Genomic DNA, 17,986 nt, shown 5'->3' with positions numbered 1-17,986 from the left:
TGATTGCGTATGTTTTAGTCAACTTTTTTCGGCGATGAGAAATATCCGGTAAAAAAGCAGGTCGATCAGACCGTCAGGCTCAACCTGCCGTTCAAAGGAGTCCCTGAGACCATTCAGAAATGCGGCTTCAAACCATTCGGGGAGCGGAGTGTCATAGCATGCCGGGTTCAGATATCCCGCCTTTGCGCCGGAGCTGAAGACATCAAAGACCTTTTCGGGCGTATAGTGGTTGCGGCTCTCTTCGATGGTGCTCAGTGTAACATTGAAGCCGGCTTCCCGCAATAGGGCGGTATATTCATCTGCAGCCTCAAGCTTGAACCAGGGTGATCGGAAGTCTGAGAATACCTTCGCTATTTCGGGGTTTGAACAGCATTCACTCAGTGCCTTGAGGAAGACTGGGCAGTAGTTCTCTTTTGCCGGAGCCTGGATGCCTATTCTGCCATGAGGTCGCAAAGCAACAAACGCTTTCTCAAGGAAAATCGAAGGGGTTTTGAACCACTGGAAGGCGGAGTTGCAGTAGATGATATCAAACTCCTTTCGGAAGTTGATCTCAGTAGCGCTCATCACCTTAAAGCTGATCCTTGGGTCAGCATATACCTGTGAGGCTTCGCGGATCATCCCTTCGGAGGGGTCGATTCCGGTTACGGTTCCCGTGGTTTGTTTTGAGAGTTCCGCAGTCAGATTGCCGGTGCCGCAGCCGACATCGAGGATATCGGCATTGCCGGGAATTTCGAGCAGTTCCATCAACCGCCCGCCTGCCGAGGCCTGTACAAGGGAGGTCTGGCGGTATTTGGATGCGATGTCGGAAAAGTTGGCCATCGATAGTATGTTTACATTAGGGCACCTCTATTTATTTGTTCCGAATCCCGATTACTGCGTTGGGTGGTGCTCGAAATCCTCATGTACTCCATGTACACTCCGGTTTCTGCGCTCCATCCGCCTTGTTCTCGGGCTTCTCACGACAATAAATAGAGGTGCCCGTTATGGAGTCCGGTTTGGCAGTTCGCTCTCTTCATCGACTAACCGGTCAAGGTGATTAACAAGGTAGAAGGGAATATTGATCAGTCTGAAGGCTTTTTCTTCCTTGTTCATCCTTGCCGTCAGCTCCTGAACCGAGGGTTTGGCGGAGCTGATTTTTATGGCCTGACCGGATTTTTTTTTGATCACATAGGAGCGCAGTGATTTGATTGTGCCGCGACTTCCGGATTTTACTTCTACAGGGACGATCCGGTTGCCATTTTCATAGAGAAAATCTATCTCTGCCTGGCCTTCAGCTTTTGGTGGTTGCCAGTAATAGAGTGCCGGATTGATATAGGCCGGTTTTGCATAGAGCAGTTGCTGTCCGACAAACTGTTCGGCAATAATGCCCCGGTTTGCAAGCTCAAGAGGGGAGCTCATGATGCTTTGTGCCGCAATTCCCTGTGCTGCCAGCAGCAGGCCGACATCAATGAATAAAAACTTGCTTATTCTGATTTTGGTTTCGCCGCCAAGAGGCATCGCATCTGCTCCGGAGTGAACCACACGATAAAATAACCGGGCTTCAAGAAATCGTTCAAGAGCAGTGTTTAACTGACGATTATCGCCGCTGGTATTGAACGCAATTTCATTGGCTTGTTTGTGTGAAAACTGCTGGCCGATCTGGCTGATTATTCCATTAAAAAAAGCGTTCAGTTGCAGTGAGGTTTGTGATCCGGTATACTTTGAAAAGTCATCCTTATAGCTTTGCAGAAGCTCTGTTTGATATTTTACGATTTCAGGATGATTGAATTGTGTATCAATTGCAATCTGAACACAATAGGGCATTCCGCCACAGAGGATATAACGTCTTGCGAGGGCCATGAGATCTTCATGAACAGTATCAGGGATCAAATGCATGGTCTTGAGTGTGAGCATCCTGATGGTGTCGAGAGCTTTTGATTCACCAGTGGCGGAAAGAAACTCCTCGAATGTCAGTGGGCCTATAAAACAGTGTTCAATACGTCCGACCGGAGTCGGGAGCTGGTAGTTATGAAGAACCTGATCAAGCAGCGAGCCTGTTAGAATGATCGCCAGTTCAGGCATCTCTTCCTGGAAGTAACGGAGGCATGAATAGGCTGACGGGGTTGCCTGAGCTTCATCCAGAAACAGGATTGCCTTACTCTCCTGATTAAATTTTTTACCGCTGATAAGCGAAAATTTAAAGAGTAACTCATTCAGCCTGAAGTTTTTGAAGAGAGGCTCCAGTTCGCCGTGACGTTCAAGATTTATTTCAATAATGTCTACCGATAACCGGTTTGCAGCGAGCCGTACGGCTGTGGTTTTACCGACCTGACGGGCTCCGCGTATAACCAATGGTTTACGTTTGCTCCGGATGTACCATGATCGTATATCGTCAACGGCGCGTCGGTTAAACATCGTGCTTACTCCATGAAATGTGAATGTTGATGTTTTAAGGTGCCATTATAATTCAAAATATACATTAAAATGTGCCACTTTCGTTCAATATTATGCATCTTGATGGTTTAATTTTGGACATGACTCTCTGTTAGCGGCTTTTTGGTATAATTGATCGCAAGGAGTTTCTTTGTCGATTGGGTATTTTATTTCACTATTCATGCTTCCCGAGGCAGATCCGTTTTTTTAGCAACCATATAAAGCCGCCCGATGACAAAATTTTTCATGCTCTTTTTCCTTTTGACAACCCTTTCCATGTCGGCATTTGCCGGGGAGAGTGCGGTTGATGCTGCTCTGCCTGCCGGTTCCATTAAAGCACGCTTCAGCAAAATCCGCAACACCAAAGGCGAGCTGATTGTCTCTCTCTTCAATAAAAAAGAGGGGTTTCCTGTGAAATCCGCCAAAGCGTTTGCCAAAAAGAGCCTGCAGGCAAACGACCCGAATGGTGAGGTGGTTTTCGAGAACGTTCCTTATGGAAGCTATGCCCTCAGCGTTTTTCACGATGAAAACAGTAACGGTAAAGTGGATTCGGTCTTTCTGATCAGCATACCCAAAGAGGGTGTCGGGTGCTCGAATAATCCGAAAAGCCGTTTCGGCCCGCCCTCCTTTAACGATGCGAAGTTTACGCTCGACAGCCGGGAGGTAATACTCAACATTGACCTGAAATATTTGTAAGGTGATCTCTATTTATTTGTTCCGCGTTTCGATTGCTTCGTTGGGCGGTGCTCGAAATCCTCATGTACTCTTATGTACACTGCGGTTTCTGCGCGCCGTCCGCCTTGCCCTCAAACCGCTCACGACAATAAATTGAGAGGCACCTAAACTGGCAACTTGTTATTAGAATTAGAAAAAGAGTATGGCCATTCTTGCAATTGACCAGGGAACCACAGGAACCACCTGTATTCTCTATAATCATGAAGGTGAGCCGGTTGCCAGAGCCTATCGGGAGTTCAGTCAGATCTACCCCCATGAAGGGTGGGTGGAGCATGATCCGGAGGAGATCTGGCAGAGTGTGGTCAGCGGTGTGCGGGAGCTGAAAGCCGGTAGTGATGTTCCCGTTACGGCCATCGGTATAACCAATCAGCGTGAAACCACCATTGTATGGGACAGGGTAAGCGGCAGACCGCTCTATAACGCCATTGTCTGGCAGTGCCGCAGGACAAGCGAGCTGTGCCGGAATTATGAGGCTGAGCGGGAGATGATTACCGCCAAAACCGGCCTGCCTCTCGATGCCTATTTCAGTGCAACCAAAATCCGCTGGATTCTTGATCACTGCCCGCATCCTGACCTTGATACTCTGCTCTTCGGAACCGTCGATACATGGCTGCTCTGGAAGCTTACCGGCGGCAGGGTGCATGCCACTGACTTCACCAATGCCTCCCGAACACTGCTTTACAATATTCGGGAAAAGCAGTGGGACACGGAGCTGCTCGATCTGTTTGGTATTCCTCTCTCACTTCTGCCGGAGGTAAAGAACTCCATGGATGATTTCGGCAAGGTGACCGCCCTTGAGGAACTCAATGATAGTGCGATAGCCGCAGTTGCCGGTGACCAGCAGGCAGCCCTTTTCGGTCAGTGCTGCTTTCAGCCCGGTTCCATTAAAAATACCTATGGTACCGGCTGTTTTATGGTTATGAATACAGGGGATACCTGTATCAGGTCAGAGCACGGTCTTTTGACAACCCTCGCGCTTGGAGCTGACGGAAAGCCCTGTTATGCTCTCGAAGGATCGGTTTTTATTGGCGGTGCAGTGATTCAGTGGCTGCGGGATGAGTTGCAACTGCTTCTGGATGCCGGGGAGTCCGAAGCCATGGCAAGGGATGCCGGGGATAATGGCGGGGTCTATATTGTCCCTGCCTTTGTCGGTCTTGGCGCACCGCACTGGCAGATGGAGGCGCGGGGAACCATTGCGGGGCTGACGAGAGGCTCCAACAGGAACCATATTGTTCGTGCGGCTCTTGAATCGATTGCCTATCAATCATATGATGTGTTCAGGGCCATGGTAGCCGATAGCGGGTTTTCTCCGGAGGCGTTGATGGTTGATGGCGGGGCGGTGAGCAATGGCTTTCTGATGCAGTTTCAGGCAGATCTTCTCGATGTGCCGATTCTTGTTCCGATAAATGCTGAATCAACTTCACTCGGGGCGGCATACCTGGCAGGTTTGCAGAGCGGAGTGTGGCGTTCAGGCGATGAGCTGATGAAGCTGCATCAGGCTGCACGTACCTATCTGCCGGATATGGCACCTCAAGAGAGATGTCAGCTGCTCAGCGGGTGGCAGAGAGCAGTGCGTCAGACTCTGGCGCTGTAGAGGTTCAGGAATATTGGCGATTTAAACTTTAACGTCTACCAGAGATGTCCCATGCAATTGAACATGAGAGCGGCACCCCGGAAGTGGTAACCTGCCCGATGTGCGGTAAAGCTTTTACCTGTACACGTGCCTCAACCTGCTGGTGCAGTACAAGGAAGGTTCCGGCTGAAGTGCGGGAGTATCTTGCTGAACGATACGAGAGATGCGTCTGCAGCAACTGTCTTGACCGGCTGACAGAGAAAGCGAATGCGGGTGAAAAGCTTTAGTGCGCTTTTTGTGCATTCAGGCAAACTTTCAGCACCTTTTTCTGCTTGGTGTAGCGCGAGGTTTCAGTTTATAATAATGCAATGGAGTTTTAACCCAGGGAGGAGAGTGATGAAGCGTGTTATAGCATCTGCACTGGCCGGCATGTTGAGTGTTTCCGCGTTTTCCTGTGGAGTTCCTGCCGCCGAAAGGCCTTCTGTTGAAAAAGGAAGGGAGTTGTTCAATTCCGTTACGCTTGCGGGTGCAACTTCCGGTAAAAGCTGTAACTCCTGCCATCCGAAAGGGTCGGGGCTCGAAAAGGGCTGGAAACACCCCAATCTTTCCGGGCAGATCAACACCTGTATTGCCGGTCCGCTGCAGGGCACAAAACTTGATGTGAATTCAGTTGCTATGCACTCCCTGATCCTGTACATTAGGTCATTGAAACAGTAACCGCAAAACAGTGCCATGCAAAAGGAAACCATTACCATACTCGGGTGCGGCTGGCTCGGGCTGCCGCTTGCCAAAGCGCTTATCAAGGAGGGCTACGCCGTCAAGGGGTCAACCAGAAGAGAGGAGAACCTTGAACAGCTTCGCGATGCAGGCATCGAACCCTATCTCGTGGAGGTTGACCGGGAGGTGAATGGTGAGGAGATTGCCGATTTTCTGCAGAGTGATATTCTCGTCATCAACATTCCGCCCGAGCGTCGTGATGATATTATTGAGTATCATATCGCGCAGTTTTCCTCACTGATAGACGCGCTCGGCCAGTCACAGGTTTGCTCGGTGCTCTTTGTCAGTTCCACCTCCGTCTATGCGTCGCTCAACCGGGAGGTTACCGAAGAGGATGCAGGAACTCCGGAGAGCCTTGCCGGAGAGGCTTTGCTTCTTGTTGAGGAGATGCTGATGCAGGAGAGGGGGTTTCAGACCACGGTTGTTCGTTTTGGCGGTCTTGTCGGCTACGACCGCAGTCCGGAAAAGTATCTTGGCAGCATGAAAGAGATTTCGAATCCCGATCAGCCGATGAACCTCATTCATCAGGACGATTGCGTGAAGATCATCTCGGAGATCATCCGTCTGCAGCAGTGGGGAGAGGTGTTCAACGCCTGCTCTCCGGTTCATCCTTCAAGAAAGGAGTACTACAGCAAAGCGGCGGCTGTTTCGGGAATGACACTGCCTCCAGTCGGGGCTTCTGATGAGCCGGCCCCATTCAAGCTGGTCAACAGTGACAAGCTGGTGAATGCACTGGGCTATACATATCTTCATCCCGATCCGGCTCTTTTTTAGTGCCCTGATTTCAGAGGATGAATTCAAGGTCGCACTCTTCCGCTTCTGTCTCTTCGACAAACTGCATGAGGGTGTCGAGAAAGGCAATAAATTTCGCGGCGTCAATATTCCGCATATAGGCTACACCTATGGGCTGATCCTGCCATCCGAGCAGGATCGTTTCATTTTTTTCAGGGTTTATTTCTGCTCTGCACTCCCCGATTATCCGCTTCATTTCGTTCAGGCTGCTGTTGTGCAGAAAGGATTCATCCCAGCTGTCAAGCCCGTTTCCGCTTTCCGAAAAGAAGGGAAGAGCGTTCAGCGCTTCGGCAGCAGCGTAGTGAAAAAAAGCTGCATAGTCGTGTGCTCCGATCTCCAGTGAGCTGTAGGCTTTGTAGGCTGTATCCTCAAGCCTTACCCGGTTTATGGTACCGGTTCGGTAGATGGAGAGTTCACGGTGTTGCGGATTGCTGTCGTCAAGAAGGATGTATTGAACATTCATGGCTTGTCAGGGATTGAGCGAACCTTTTACCGGCCGTCAGAGTTTTCTCTCTTTATGGAATTGGTTTTAACTCGCGATCTTTATATAATTATTTAATACACAGATTTTTACCCTCTCCATGCAGGGAGATGATGAGAAAGGGTACCCATAATAATTTTACCGATACATACATAATGGAAGGAAATTTTTCAAATAGAGTTCAGGATGTTATCCGTCTCAGCCGGGAGGAAGCCCTCCGGTTAGGACATGATTATATCGGTACCGAACATCTTCTTCTTGGTCTCATACGCGAAGGAGAAGGTATAGGAGCCAGAATACTGAAGAATCTCAAGATAGATCTTTTCAGCCTCAAGCAGAAAATTGAGGAGAGTACGCATCCGAAAGTTCCGGCGACCCTTATGGGGAACGTGCCTTTGACCAAGCAGGCGGAGAAGGTGCTTAAAATCACCTACCTTGAAGCCAAAATTTTCAAGTCGAATATTATCGGCACGGAGCATCTGCTTCTCTCCATTCTTAAAGGGGATGATAATATTGCCGCCCAGATTCTTGAACAGTTTGGCGTGACCTACGATCTTGTCAAGGATGAGCTTATGAATATCTCAAGCAGTTCGGGCGATTCGGATGAGCCGCCGATGGAGGGAGCCTTCTCTTCAGGAAGCGGCGAACGTCAGCAAAAAAAGCCGGAACAGCGCAAAGGGGAGCGAACGAAGACCCCGGTTCTCGACAATTTCGGCCGTGATATCACCCGGCTCGCGCTTGATGACAAGCTGGATCCCATTATCGGCCGTGAAAAGGAGATAGAACGTGTTGCCCAGGTTCTGAGCCGCCGCAAAAAGAACAACCCTGTGCTGATCGGTGAGCCCGGTGTCGGCAAGACGGCTATTGCCGAAGGCCTTGCCCTCAAGATTGTGCAACGCAAGGTATCAAGGGTTCTCTATGACAAGCGTGTTGTTGCGCTTGATCTTGCAGCGCTTGTTGCCGGCACGAAATACAGGGGGCAGTTTGAGGAGAGAATGAAGGCGCTTATGAACGAGCTTGAGCGTTCACGCGATGTGATTCTCTTTATTGATGAGCTGCATACCATTATCGGTGCAGGCGGTGCTTCGGGTTCGCTTGATGCGAGCAATATTTTCAAGCCGGCTCTTGCCCGCGGCGAATTGCAGTGTATAGGAGCAACCACGCTTGACGAGTATCGTCAGTATATCGAAAAAGACGGCGCGCTTGACCGGAGGTTTCAGAAGATCATGGTTGAGCCGACCTCTGTTGATGAGACCATCCAGATTCTCAACAACATCAAGTCGAAATATGAGTCACACCACCATGTAAACTATTCGGGGGATGCGATTGAGAAGGCGGTCAAGCTTTCCGAGCGCTATATCACCGACCGTTTTCTGCCTGACAAGGCAATTGATGTGATGGATGAGGCCGGAGCCCGTGTTCATCTGAGCAACATTCACGTTCCTGTTGAGATTCTTGAGCTTGAGAAATCCATTGAGGAGATCAAGACCGAAAAAAATCAGGTTGTGAAGATGCAGAACTTCGAGGAGGCCGCACGGCTTCGCGACAAGGAGAAGAATCTGCTTGAGTCGCTTGACCGGGCCAAACAGGAGTGGGAGGAGAGGGCTTCAGAAAGTGTGTACGATGTTACCGAAGCTGATATCACCTCCGTTATTGCCATGATGACCGGTATTCCTGTGGATCGGGTAGCTCAATCCGAGTCCAAGAAACTGCTCTCCATGGAGGCGGATCTTACCAAAGAGGTGATAGGGCAGGATGAGGCGATCAAAAAGATCACCAAGGCTATTCAGCGTACCCGTGCCGGACTGAAAGATCCTTCCCGTCCGATCGGCTCCTTTATTTTTCTCGGTCCTACCGGTGTCGGCAAGACCGAGCTTGCCAAGGCACTGACCCGCTATATCTTCGATACCGAGGATGCCATGATCAGGGCTGATATGAGCGAGTACATGGAGAAGTTTTCGGTCAGCAGGCTTGTCGGTGCACCTCCCGGATATGTCGGTTATGAAGAGGGGGGGCAGCTTACTGAAAAGGTTCGCCGCAAGCCCTACTCTGTGGTGCTCATTGATGAGATCGAGAAAGCGCATCCCGATGTGTTCAACATCCTGCTTCAGGTGCTTGATGAGGGGGTTCTGACCGACGGACTTGGCCGGAAAGTGGATTTCCGCAATACCATCATCATCATGACCTCCAATATCGGAGCCAAGGATATCAAGAGTTTTGGCGCCGGTGCGGGTATGGGCTTTACTGCGCCTGATGATTCAACAGGAAGTTACAAGGCGATGAAGTCCACCATTGAGGACGCCCTTAAACGGGTCTTCAATCCCGAGTTTCTGAATCGTATTGATGATATTGTCGTTTTTCACCCGCTCGAAAAGCAGCATATCTTCAAGATCATTGATATCACTGCCGGCAAGCTCTTCAAGCGGATTCGCGAGATGGGTATCGAGGTGGAGATTGATGAGAAAGCCAAGGAGTTTCTTGTTGACAAGGGTTATGACCAGAAGTATGGTGCCCGTCCGCTCAAACGGGCGCTGCAGAAATATGTGGAAGACCCGCTTGCCGAGGAGATGCTTAAAGGGCGGTTTACGGAGGGCAGTACCATCAGGATCTCGTTTGACGAAAAGGAGAATGAACTGCGGTTTCTTGATGGCGCGGCACCTGCTAAAAAAGCCAAGCGTGAAAAAGAGGCGTGAGAAGCAAAAACAGCTTGATTGTCATGCATAAAAAAAACCCCGGACTCCGGGGGTTTTTTTATGGCTACATCTGCGGTGCTGCCGGGTGGTCTTTGACTGCGGCAAGAGAGCGTTGAAGAAGCTCTTCGGGCAGAGGGTAGTCGCTGAGTTTGCCGGAGAGGAATGCCTCATATCCCTGGAGGTCCATAAGGCCATGGCCGGACCAGTTCATGAGAATCACCTTCTCTTTTCCCTCCTCTTTTGCCTTTTTGGCTTCGCGTATGGTCTGCGCGATGGCATGTGATGTTTCCGGTGCAGGGATGAACCCTTCGGTATGGGCGAAGAGCAGTGCGGCCTCATAACACTCCGTCTGGCCGATTGATGTGGCATCGATCAGTCCGAGCTGTTTGACATGGCTGACCAGCGGGGCCATGCCATGGTATCGCAATCCGCCGGCATGAATGGCAGGAGGAATAAACCCATGGCCAAGGCTGTGCATGGGGAGTAACGGGGTCATTTTTGCGACATCACCCGAGTCATAGATATAGGGTCCTCTGGTGAGTGTAGGGCATGCTTCCGGTTCTGTAGCAATGATCTGGACCTCTTTTCCATGGATCTTGTCGCAGATAAAGGGGAAGCTGATACCGGCAAAATTTGATCCACCTCCGGCACATCCGATGACAATATCCGGGTAGAGGTTCACCTTCTCAAGCTGTTTGCGTGCTTCAAGGCCGATAATGGTCTGGTGCAGCATGACATGGTTCAGTACGCTGCCGAGAGCATAGCGGGTATCGTCACGCTCCACAGCCTGTTCGATTGCCTCGCTGATGGCAATGGCAAGACTGCCGGGGGTATCAGGCATTTCAGAGAGTATCTTTCGCCCTATCGCAGTCTGGTTGCTTGGACTGGCAATGCAGTCCGCTCCCCAGGTTCGCATCATGATTTTGCGGAAGGGCTTCTGGTCGAAGCTTATTCTGACCATGAAGACCTTGCAGTCGATACCGATAAGTTTGCAGCTCATGGCAAGCGCGCTTCCCCACTGGCCGGCTCCGGTCTCCGTGATAAGATGTTTGATGCCGAACTGTTTGTTTTACCATGCCTGGGCTACAGCCGTGTTCGGCTTGTGGCTTCCTGCCGGAGAGACACCTTCGTTTTTATAGTAGATCTTTGCCGGAGTCCCGAGTGCGGCTTCAAGCCGTTTTGCCCGGTAGAGCGGCGAAGGGCGCCAGAGCTTCAGAATGGATTGCACCTCATCGGGGATGTCAATCCAGCGTTCAGTGCTCACCTCCTGCTCAATCAGGTTCATGGGGAAAACTTTTGCCAGGGCATCCGGTCCTATCGGGGTGCCGTCAGTACCAAGTGGCGGAGGGAGCGGTGAAGGGAGATCTGCCTGAATATTGTACCACTGTCGGGGCATTTCATCTTCGGTCAGCAGGATCTTCGTGGGTTCAGAACTCATGATTACTCTGAATTTAGGGTGAAGTAGTACTGCAAGGGTGAGTGTAATGGATAGCGAGGGTCATACCATAAAACCGGGAAACGGTTTCCTGAATGAATTACATGGCAGCTGCACTGCTGCACAAGTGCCGAAGGCGGGAATCGAACCCGCACGTCCATTGCTGAACACGGGATTTTAAGTCCCGGGCGTCTACCAGTTCCGCCACTTCGGCCGGCCGGGTACCGGGGTACCGGACAGGTCGGGTAATTTACTATCTTCACAGGGTTTCCCAAAAAAATAAATCGCCCCGTTCACGCCACTTTTTGCTTCGGAAAAGCAGCCGCTCACCGGCCAAAATGATCGAATCCCCTGATCGAGGCAAGATCAATCCTCATGCCGTAAATATCTGAAAGGAACACACCTGAATCCGGATCGGTAACTTCACCGATAACCGATATCTCCTTGTAGTCATCAATGAGTTCGTACTCCTCTTTCGGGATGGTGAAGAGCAGCTGATACTCCTCTCCTCCTGTCAGTGCCCATGTGATGGCATCGTCCTGCAGTTCATCGGCTACCCTGCGTGTTGATGCACTTATGGGTATCCGGCTTTCATGAATCAGGGCTCCGGTGTTTGACTGGCGGCAGATGTGGTGCAGCTCTGAAGAGAGACCGTCGGAAATATCGATCATCGACGTCGGCCGGATGTTTCTGGAGTGCAGGAATCTTACGATATCGAGACGGGCCGTGGGGAGCAGCTGGCACTGTATGGCTTCGCTGTACTCCTTCAGGTCGGCCATAACACTTTTGTTATAGGGCTCATTGTTTTCAAAATGGTCAAGCATGATGGCTTTTTCACGCATGAGGAGCTTGAGGCCGGCAGCGGCACCCCCGAGTGAGCCGGTAACGCAGATCAGCTCTCCGGGTTTGGCTCCGTTTCTTTTTGTGAGCTTTTCCGGTTCCACCTCCCCCATTATCGTAACGGAGATGATCAGCCCCGATCGGGATGCAGAGGTGTCGCCGCCGGCGATGGCAAGGCCATACTCTTTTGCCGCATGGCTCATGCCCTTGTAGAGCTCTTCAACCATCTCTGTTGAAAATGAGGGAGGGATGGCAATGGAGACAAGCGCGAAGCGGGGAAAGGCATTCATGGCGCAGATATCGGAGACATTGACGCTTATGGCTTTGCTTCCAAGATGTTTAAGCGGTGTTGTCAATAGATCGAAGTGTACCTGATCGACAAGCAGATCGGTTGTTGCGACCTGAAGGAGCTTTCCGGAGGGTTGATAGATTGCACAGTCATCACCGATGCCTTTCAGCAGTTCAGGTACAGCTTGAAGGGTTGGTTCTGCGAGGGCGGCAATTTTGTCGATCAGACCGAACTCCCCGATCTCTCTGATGGCTTTATATGGCATATTTTTACGTAAATTAAAATTCACTCTGAACCATTCCGGGGATCGTTGCGTTGTCAACAGCCCGGCCGGTTCCCTACTCTTTCAATAACAGAGACAATATCTTCTTTTTATGGGTTTTTTTGACAAGTTCAAATTATCAAAACTGACGGAAGGGCTCGGAAAAACCCGTGAAACCCTCAGGGAAAAGCTTTCGGTTATCACACAGGGGAAAACGGAGATAGATGAGGAGTTCCTTGAAGAGCTTGAAACCATTCTTGTTGCTGCCGATGTCGGAGTGGAAACAACACTCGGTATCGTTGACGCCATAACGGAGAGGGCAAAAGAGGAGACCTATCGCTCGGAAGGGGAGCTCAACAACATGCTGATGGAGGAGATTCAGCATATGCTTCAGGAGAGCGGGCTGGATCACCCGATAGAGTTTGATGCTCCGCTGTCGGCCAAACCCTATGTAATTTTAATTGTCGGGGTGAATGGTGCCGGAAAGACTACCAGTGTTGCCAAACTGGCCCACAATTATGATAAAGCAGGTAAAAAAGTGATTATAGCGGCAGCCGATACCTTCCGCGCCGCAGCATATGAACAGCTTCAGATATGGGCGGACAGGGCAGGCGTTCCAATGATTGGTCAAGGGCATGGTTCCGATCCTGCGTCGGTGGTCTATGATGCAGTCAGCGCAGCGGTTGCGCGACATGCTGATGTGGTACTTGTCGATACCGCAGGACGGTTGCACAACAAAAGCCATCTCATGGAGGAGCTGGCCAAGATCATGAGGGTGGCCAAAAAGAAAATTCCCGAGGCGCCTCATGAGGTGCTTCTTGTGCTTGACGGTACAACCGGTCAGAATGCGGTGCAGCAGGCCCGGGAGTTTACAAAGTTTGTCAAGGTAACCGGACTTGTTGTTACCAAACTTGACGGGACCTCAAAAGGCGGAATAGTGCTCTCCATTTCCCGTGAACTTGGTCTGCCTGTCAAATATATCGGCGTGGGCGAGAAGATTGATGATTTACAGTTGTTCGATCGTGCGGAGTTTGTCGGAGCGCTTTTGGGTCGTGACCGCAATTAGTTTCAGATAGCAATCAAAATAGACGTTTTATAACGTATTCGTTTCACTTCGGAATTTCTTTTTGCAAAAGGAATTTGTTTTGTGTGAGTAAAGGTCAACGCGGAAAAGTAATGTTCTGAATGCAATGCTTACTAATAATGACTTACAAAGTGCAACAGCCAGCATAATCTACCAGTTGAGGAGAAATGCCGGTTATTTGTCTCGTGCAGAGATTGAGAGGATTCTGGAGCCTTTACGTTCTATGCCCAATCGTCTTGAGCCTTATGGGTATAAGGTGTATAGCCAAAACGATGAAGACGGAATATTATTTGAAATATTCCGGAGACTTGAGATTGTTAACGGATCTTTTTGTGAAATAGGGGTTGAGAATGGTCTGGAATGTAATACCCTCTACTTGATTCATAACGGATGGCGTGGCGTTTGGATCGAAGGTAACGTACAGCAAAAGCTGCCGATAGAAAATAAATTCGGTTCGCTTTTAAATGCGAAACAAAAACGCCTTGTTTTAGGTGTTGGTTTTATAACAAAAGACAATATCAATGAAGCATTGAGGGAAACTTTTCAGTTGTTGAATGTTGATATTAACAGTCTGGATTTCCTGTCAATAGATATTGATGGTAACGATATTTATTTGTTTGAATGGCTGGAATATTCCCCAAAGGTTATTTGTATTGAATACAATGCGAAATTCCCGCCCCCGTTGTCAAAAAAACCTGTTTATAATCAGAACAATGTATGGCAGGGAAGTGATTATATGGGTTCCAGCCTGGTTGCACTTCATGAAGTAGCCGTACAGAAAGGCTATGTGCTTGTCGCTACAAATATAACGGGAGCCAATGCTTTTTTTGTTCGTAAAGATTTAGTGCAAGGTAAATTTGAGCCTGACTCGACGCCTGAAAACCTGTATAATCCGCCCAGATATTGGCTCTATCTTGATCATTTTATGGATGGAATCGGGCATAAAGCTGATTTTGGACGATATACTGATTTGGAATAGTAATGAACAGGATCTTGTTATGACAGGCTTGCGTTGATATCACTACTGTTATTATTTCTGACGAGGGGTATAACCGGCTTCTATCGAACTCAGCATTTCCGGAATTTCCTGTTTCAGAAGGTCAAGAATTTGTTTCTGATCGGTGATCCTTAGAAGATGCGTGCTGTTTCGGGTATCTCCGGCACCAAGGTGCGGGGCTACTATTGATGTCGCATTGCTGGAATCAAGAAGTTCCGAAAGTTTGTCTTCGAGTTTCAGCGGGCTTCGCATGATGACGATATGGGTGATTTCCGCCTCGGGTAGATCAAGGAGATAATCGATATGCCAACGGAGTTTTTTTTTGGAAGGAGCACGGTTGCGGTTGCCGGCAACGTCATTTCCGGAAAAGAGCTGCAAAAGGGCGGGACGGATTTTGTGGGGCTTTTTCTCTTCGCTTCTTGATGCATGGCGGATCACTCTCCGGGCAAGCGGGCTTCCTGTGCTCTCCTCTTTTCCCAAAGCTGAGCCTATGTAGAGGTACTCTCCCCTGGGAAAAGTGATCAGGGTGCCGCACTGAAACCGTCCGAATGCAAGCTTAACCGAACAGGATAGCCGTATCAGGAGGATATAGGAACCCATGCGGTATTTATTGCCGAAAATGGTAAACTGGCGAACGGACATTGTTTTTTGTTGTTTTTGATGCAATATTAGCAGCGACTCACTACAGCGTGATCGTTATTATTATACGGTAGTGAATCAGGATGCTTTCAACGCAGTAAGAAAAGTAAGGGTTTTCGAAGCTAACGGGGCAATGTTTTTTTCGATGAAGGTTTCGGAAAAACATATGGAGCAGAGGCGCAGGGAGATGGTTGAGGCGCTGAAACGCTACGGGATAACAAACAACAGGGTGCTTGATGCTTTTCTGGAGGTCAGGCGGCACCTGTTTTTTCCTGAGGATGCCCTGGAGTTGGCCTATGACGATGGAGCTTATCCCATCGGGTTCGGTCAGACCATTTCGCAGCCGTTTACGGTTGCTTATATGACAACTCTGCTCGTTGATCGATGTCCATCAGGAAAAGTGCTTGAAATTGGAACCGGATCAGGTTATCAGGCGGCTATTCTTGATGCGCTTGGTTATTCGGTTTATACGGTTGAACGGATCAATGAGTTGTTTCAGCGTGCTGAACGGCTTTTTTCAAGGCTTGGTTTGCCTATTGCATGTCGTTATGATGACAGCACTCTGGGCTGGAAAGAGGAAGCTCCGTTTGACGGGATCATAGTAACTGCAGGTGCTCCGGAAGAACCTGCGCCATTGCTGAGACAGCTGGCGGAAAACGGTTGCATGGTTATACCCGTTGGAGAGACGGTGTCACAGCAGATGACCGTTGTGCAGCGAGTTGGTGACGAACTCAGAAAAGAGGTGTTTCAGCAGTTTGTTTTTGTGCCGCTGATCGGCAGGGAGGGCTGGGGCGATGACCAGTAACAGACGATTTTTATATTTAATAACATCATAATTGAAGGGATGATCTATGGCTCTCATGTCCAGCTTGCGTGATAAGACTCATATTATACTCTACACGCTCATGGCGGCATTTCTTGCGCTGATTGTGTTTGAGTGGGGGATGAATTTTACCGGATTTACCACCAAGGCAAATCAGGCGGGTAAGATCAATGGAAAGACGGTTTCCATGGCAGAGTATGATGAGGTATACAAAAATTATACCGCAAATTATCGAAGAGCCAATCCCGGAGCTGAACTGACTCCGGAAGCCGAACTCTCGCTTCGTGAGCAGGCCTGGAATACGGTTATAGACCAGACTCTTCTTGAACAGCAGTTTGAAAAGTTCTCCATCTCCCTGCAGGATCAGGAGGTGGTTGAAGCTCTGGATAGTTCTGCTCCGCCTCAGGTGATCCGTCAGAATTTCAGTGATCCGGCTACCGGAGCACTTGATCGAAAAAAGCTCGACAGTGCACGACGTGATCCCCGCAACAAGGAGTTATGGCTGCAGATAGAGAAGATAGTCCGTCAGGAGCTGAAGGTCAACAAGCTGATCAGGGCATTGCAAACCCTGGACCATGTGACCGGCAGAGAGGTTGACGATATTATAAACAGGCAGTTCACAAGGTTTTCTGCCTCTTTTATACCTGTTCCCTTAAGCTTTGCCGGTGCTGACAGCAACTTTCCGGTAAAGGAAGAGGAGATCAAAAAGTATTATGATGATCACAAGGAGCTTTTCCGGCAGGCGCCTTCCAGGAAAGCCGATTTTGTGTTTTTCCCCCTTACTCCCTCAGCAAAAGACAGTCTTGCCGTTCGAACCGAGCTTGAATCGATCAGGGCCGAGTTTTCTGCTCCAGCGGTTAATGACAGCGACTATGTTAAGGTACAGAGTGACCGTCCTACAGGGATTAATGTAACCTATAACCGCAGCGATTTTTCACCGGCAGCCGGAGCAACGCTCTTTAATCCTTCAAATCTCAAGCCGGGAACGATTGTCGGTCCTATAGCTGATCGGGGTGAGTACCGTATGATAAAAATCAAGCAGGTTACTACCTCCCGGCAGCCAGTGGCAAGGGCATCCCATATTCTTCTGAGGTTTAATCCGGCCAGCCGGGCTGAAGTGCAGAAAGTCAGGGAGCTTTCACTGCTGATTTCACAACAGCTTCAGGCAGGGGTTCCGTTTGAGTCCCTTGCCCGGAAATATTCTGCTGATCCCGGAAGTGCGCTGAATGGCGGTGATATCGGATGGTTCACCAGGGAACGTATGGTTCCTGAATTTGCTGCAGCAGTGTTCAATGCCCGTCCCGGTGCGGTTATCGGTCCAGTTCAGACACAGTTCGGATTGCATATTATCAAGGTTACCGGTTTTGACCAGAGTGCGGTGGTCTGTTCGGAGATAGTCCGCAACATCCGCCCCTCCACGGAGAGTGTCGAGAGTGTAAGGCGTCAGGCTCTTGCCTTTCAGGCCTCGGCCAAGGAGAAGGGCTTCGACCAGACTGCGGCTGCTGCGAAATTTCGTGTTGACAAGACCGGAGAGTTTGGCAAACATATGGCGGTTGCGCAGATCGGATACAGTGATAAGGTAACGGCTTTCGCCTTTAAGGCATCCGAAGGAGACCTTTCTGATCTGCTTGAGACTGAAAAAGGGTTCTATGTCATGCGTCTTACGGAGAAGAATGATACCGGATACCGGCTGCTGGATCAGGATATGAAAAGCAGGATTACGGCAGAGCTGGTAAGGGAGAAGAAAGGTGCCGCCCTTGAGAAAAAGCTCTTCGCTATGGCGAAGGGAGCCGGAATGTCGATTGAAAAGATCGCTGCGGCAAATCAGGGATTGGCTGTCGTGTCAGCAGAGAATATTCAGTGGAGTGACGGGCTTATTCCGGGTTATGGCGTTGACCGCCCTCTTGTTGAAGCCATGTCAGGAATGGTGGTTGGAAAACTCTCCTCTCCGGTGAAAACTACCGATGGATATGCGCTGGTTCTTCTCACGAAGAGAGCGCTTCCCGAAGGGCTGGATCCCAAAGCGGAAAAAGTCACGGTAACACCCCAACTGCTCCGGGCAAAACAGGAGCAACTGTTTGCTGAATTTTTTGCTGCTGTTCGCAAAAACGCAAAAGTTGAGGATTTGCGACCCTGATCACTCCCCGGATTTGG

Annotated in this window: 15 protein-coding genes, 1 tRNA gene and 1 pseudogene; 10 read left to right on the top strand and 7 right to left on the bottom strand. The window is 49.7% G+C overall.

Features of this window, described 5'->3' with window-relative positions; translation table 11 throughout:
* Positions 1-18 precede the first annotated feature (18 nt).
* Positions 19-819, bottom strand: a complete 801-nt coding sequence (locus BOO20_RS07075; RefSeq protein WP_076791639.1) for a class I SAM-dependent methyltransferase — start codon at positions 817-819, stop codon at positions 19-21.
* A 162-nt stretch (positions 820-981) separates the two neighbouring features.
* A complete protein-coding gene (locus BOO20_RS07070) occupies positions 982-2,394 on the bottom strand; it encodes an ATP-binding protein (RefSeq protein ID WP_076791637.1) in 1,413 nt (470 codons plus the stop codon).
* A 249-nt stretch (positions 2,395-2,643) separates the two neighbouring features.
* On the opposite strand from BOO20_RS07070, the gene BOO20_RS07065 reads away from it, so the two are divergent.
* The 5 genes from BOO20_RS07065 to BOO20_RS07045 all read left to right on the top strand — a co-directional run bounded on the left by BOO20_RS07065 (position 2,644) and on the right by BOO20_RS07045 (position 6,271).
* Positions 2,644-3,108, top strand: coding sequence for a DUF2141 domain-containing protein (locus tag BOO20_RS07065; RefSeq protein ID WP_076791636.1), 465 nt, complete (start codon positions 2,644-2,646; stop codon positions 3,106-3,108).
* Positions 3,109-3,289: 181 nt separating this feature from the next.
* Positions 3,290-4,741 (top strand): glycerol kinase GlpK, encoded by a 1,452-nt coding sequence (glpK, locus tag BOO20_RS07060; RefSeq protein ID WP_076791634.1) that lies wholly within the window; start codon positions 3,290-3,292, stop codon positions 4,739-4,741.
* A gap of 44 nt (positions 4,742-4,785) precedes the next feature.
* Complete coding sequence (locus BOO20_RS07055; RefSeq protein WP_076791632.1) at positions 4,786-5,007, top strand: cysteine-rich CWC family protein; 222 nt, start codon at positions 4,786-4,788, stop codon at positions 5,005-5,007.
* 109 nt (positions 5,008-5,116) lie between these two features.
* Entirely contained in the window at positions 5,117-5,437 is a 321-nt protein-coding gene (locus BOO20_RS07050) for a hypothetical protein (RefSeq protein ID WP_076791631.1), read from the top strand.
* Positions 5,438-5,452: 15 nt separating this feature from the next.
* On the top strand, positions 5,453-6,271 hold the full coding sequence (locus BOO20_RS07045) for an SDR family oxidoreductase (RefSeq protein WP_076791629.1): 819 nt from the start codon (positions 5,453-5,455) through the stop codon (positions 6,269-6,271).
* A 10-nt stretch (positions 6,272-6,281) separates the two neighbouring features.
* On the opposite strand, the gene BOO20_RS07040 is transcribed toward BOO20_RS07045, so the two are convergent.
* Positions 6,282-6,752 (bottom strand): hypothetical protein, encoded by a 471-nt coding sequence (locus BOO20_RS07040; protein ID WP_076791628.1) that lies wholly within the window; start codon positions 6,750-6,752, stop codon positions 6,282-6,284.
* A gap of 173 nt (positions 6,753-6,925) precedes the next feature.
* Here BOO20_RS07040 and BOO20_RS07035 point away from each other — a divergent pair, with 173 nt between their 5' ends.
* The gene (locus tag BOO20_RS07035) at positions 6,926-9,463 is read left to right on the top strand and encodes an ATP-dependent Clp protease ATP-binding subunit (protein ID WP_040433213.1); all 2,538 of its coding nucleotides are present in this window, start codon (positions 6,926-6,928) and stop codon (positions 9,461-9,463) included.
* A gap of 64 nt (positions 9,464-9,527) precedes the next feature.
* Here BOO20_RS07035 and BOO20_RS07030 read toward each other — a convergent pair.
* The 3 genes and pseudogenes from BOO20_RS07030 to thiL all read right to left on the bottom strand — a co-directional run bounded on the left by BOO20_RS07030 (position 9,528) and on the right by thiL (position 12,292).
* Positions 9,528-10,901 (bottom strand): annotated as a pseudogene (locus tag BOO20_RS07030) (TrpB-like pyridoxal phosphate-dependent enzyme).
* 125 nt (positions 10,902-11,026) lie between these two features.
* Positions 11,027-11,112, bottom strand: a tRNA-Leu gene (locus tag BOO20_RS07025).
* A 112-nt stretch (positions 11,113-11,224) separates the two neighbouring features.
* Entirely contained in the window at positions 11,225-12,292 is a 1,068-nt protein-coding gene (gene thiL / locus BOO20_RS07020; protein ID WP_076791626.1) for a thiamine-phosphate kinase, read from the bottom strand.
* Between the two features lie 109 nt (positions 12,293-12,401).
* Between thiL and ftsY the strand changes: the two genes are divergently transcribed.
* On the top strand, positions 12,402-13,355 hold the full coding sequence (gene ftsY, locus BOO20_RS07015; RefSeq protein ID WP_076791625.1) for a signal recognition particle-docking protein FtsY: 954 nt from the start codon (positions 12,402-12,404) through the stop codon (positions 13,353-13,355).
* Positions 13,356-13,479: 124 nt separating this feature from the next.
* Positions 13,480-14,352 carry a hypothetical protein gene (locus BOO20_RS07010; protein ID WP_076791623.1) on the top strand — a complete coding sequence of 291 codons (873 nt, stop codon included), beginning with the start codon at positions 13,480-13,482 and terminating at the stop codon, positions 14,350-14,352.
* A gap of 51 nt (positions 14,353-14,403) precedes the next feature.
* Here the strand turns inward: BOO20_RS07010 and BOO20_RS07005 are convergent, their stop codons facing one another.
* The gene (locus BOO20_RS07005; RefSeq protein WP_076791622.1) at positions 14,404-15,012 is read right to left on the bottom strand and encodes a DUF123 domain-containing protein; all 609 of its coding nucleotides are present in this window, start codon (positions 15,010-15,012) and stop codon (positions 14,404-14,406) included.
* A 142-nt stretch (positions 15,013-15,154) separates the two neighbouring features.
* Between BOO20_RS07005 and BOO20_RS07000 the strand changes: the two genes are divergently transcribed.
* The gene (locus BOO20_RS07000) at positions 15,155-15,814 is read left to right on the top strand and encodes a protein-L-isoaspartate(D-aspartate) O-methyltransferase (protein WP_076791670.1); all 660 of its coding nucleotides are present in this window, start codon (positions 15,155-15,157) and stop codon (positions 15,812-15,814) included.
* A gap of 46 nt (positions 15,815-15,860) precedes the next feature.
* Complete coding sequence (locus tag BOO20_RS06995; RefSeq protein WP_076791620.1) at positions 15,861-17,969, top strand: peptidylprolyl isomerase; 2,109 nt, start codon at positions 15,861-15,863, stop codon at positions 17,967-17,969.
* Positions 17,970-17,986 lie beyond the last annotated feature (17 nt).

Origin of the sequence: Chlorobium sp. KB01, from assembly GCF_001975465.1 — a bacterium.
Taxonomy (GTDB): Bacteria; Bacteroidota; Chlorobiia; order Chlorobiales; family Chlorobiaceae; genus Chlorobium.
The sequence above is the reverse complement of the archived record's forward strand: the minus strand, read 5'-3'. Positions and strand labels throughout refer to the sequence as shown.

Coding starts and splice junctions, on each gene's coding strand:
- BOO20_RS07005 (WP_076791622.1), bottom strand. CDS start 15,012: ATGTCCGTTCGCCAGTTTACCATTTTCGGCAATAAATACCGCATGGGT.
- BOO20_RS07070 (WP_076791637.1), bottom strand. CDS start 2,394: ATGTTTAACCGACGCGCCGTTGACGATATACGATCATGGTACATCCGG.
- BOO20_RS07050 (WP_076791631.1), top strand. CDS start 5,117: ATGAAGCGTGTTATAGCATCTGCACTGGCCGGCATGTTGAGTGTTTCC.
- BOO20_RS07075 (WP_076791639.1), bottom strand. CDS start 819: ATGGCCAACTTTTCCGACATCGCATCCAAATACCGCCAGACCTCCCTT.
- BOO20_RS06995 (WP_076791620.1), top strand. CDS start 15,861: ATGGCTCTCATGTCCAGCTTGCGTGATAAGACTCATATTATACTCTAC.
- BOO20_RS07055 (WP_076791632.1), top strand. CDS start 4,786: ATGTCCCATGCAATTGAACATGAGAGCGGCACCCCGGAAGTGGTAACC.
- BOO20_RS07065 (WP_076791636.1), top strand. CDS start 2,644: ATGACAAAATTTTTCATGCTCTTTTTCCTTTTGACAACCCTTTCCATG.
- BOO20_RS07035 (WP_040433213.1), top strand. CDS start 6,926: ATGGAAGGAAATTTTTCAAATAGAGTTCAGGATGTTATCCGTCTCAGC.
- ftsY (WP_076791625.1), top strand. CDS start 12,402: ATGGGTTTTTTTGACAAGTTCAAATTATCAAAACTGACGGAAGGGCTC.
- BOO20_RS07010 (WP_076791623.1), top strand. CDS start 13,480: ATGCTTACTAATAATGACTTACAAAGTGCAACAGCCAGCATAATCTAC.
- BOO20_RS07000 (WP_076791670.1), top strand. CDS start 15,155: ATGAAGGTTTCGGAAAAACATATGGAGCAGAGGCGCAGGGAGATGGTT.
- thiL (WP_076791626.1), bottom strand. CDS start 12,292: ATGCCATATAAAGCCATCAGAGAGATCGGGGAGTTCGGTCTGATCGAC.
- BOO20_RS07045 (WP_076791629.1), top strand. CDS start 5,453: ATGCAAAAGGAAACCATTACCATACTCGGGTGCGGCTGGCTCGGGCTG.
- glpK (WP_076791634.1), top strand. CDS start 3,290: ATGGCCATTCTTGCAATTGACCAGGGAACCACAGGAACCACCTGTATT.
- BOO20_RS07040 (WP_076791628.1), bottom strand. CDS start 6,752: ATGAATGTTCAATACATCCTTCTTGACGACAGCAATCCGCAACACCGT.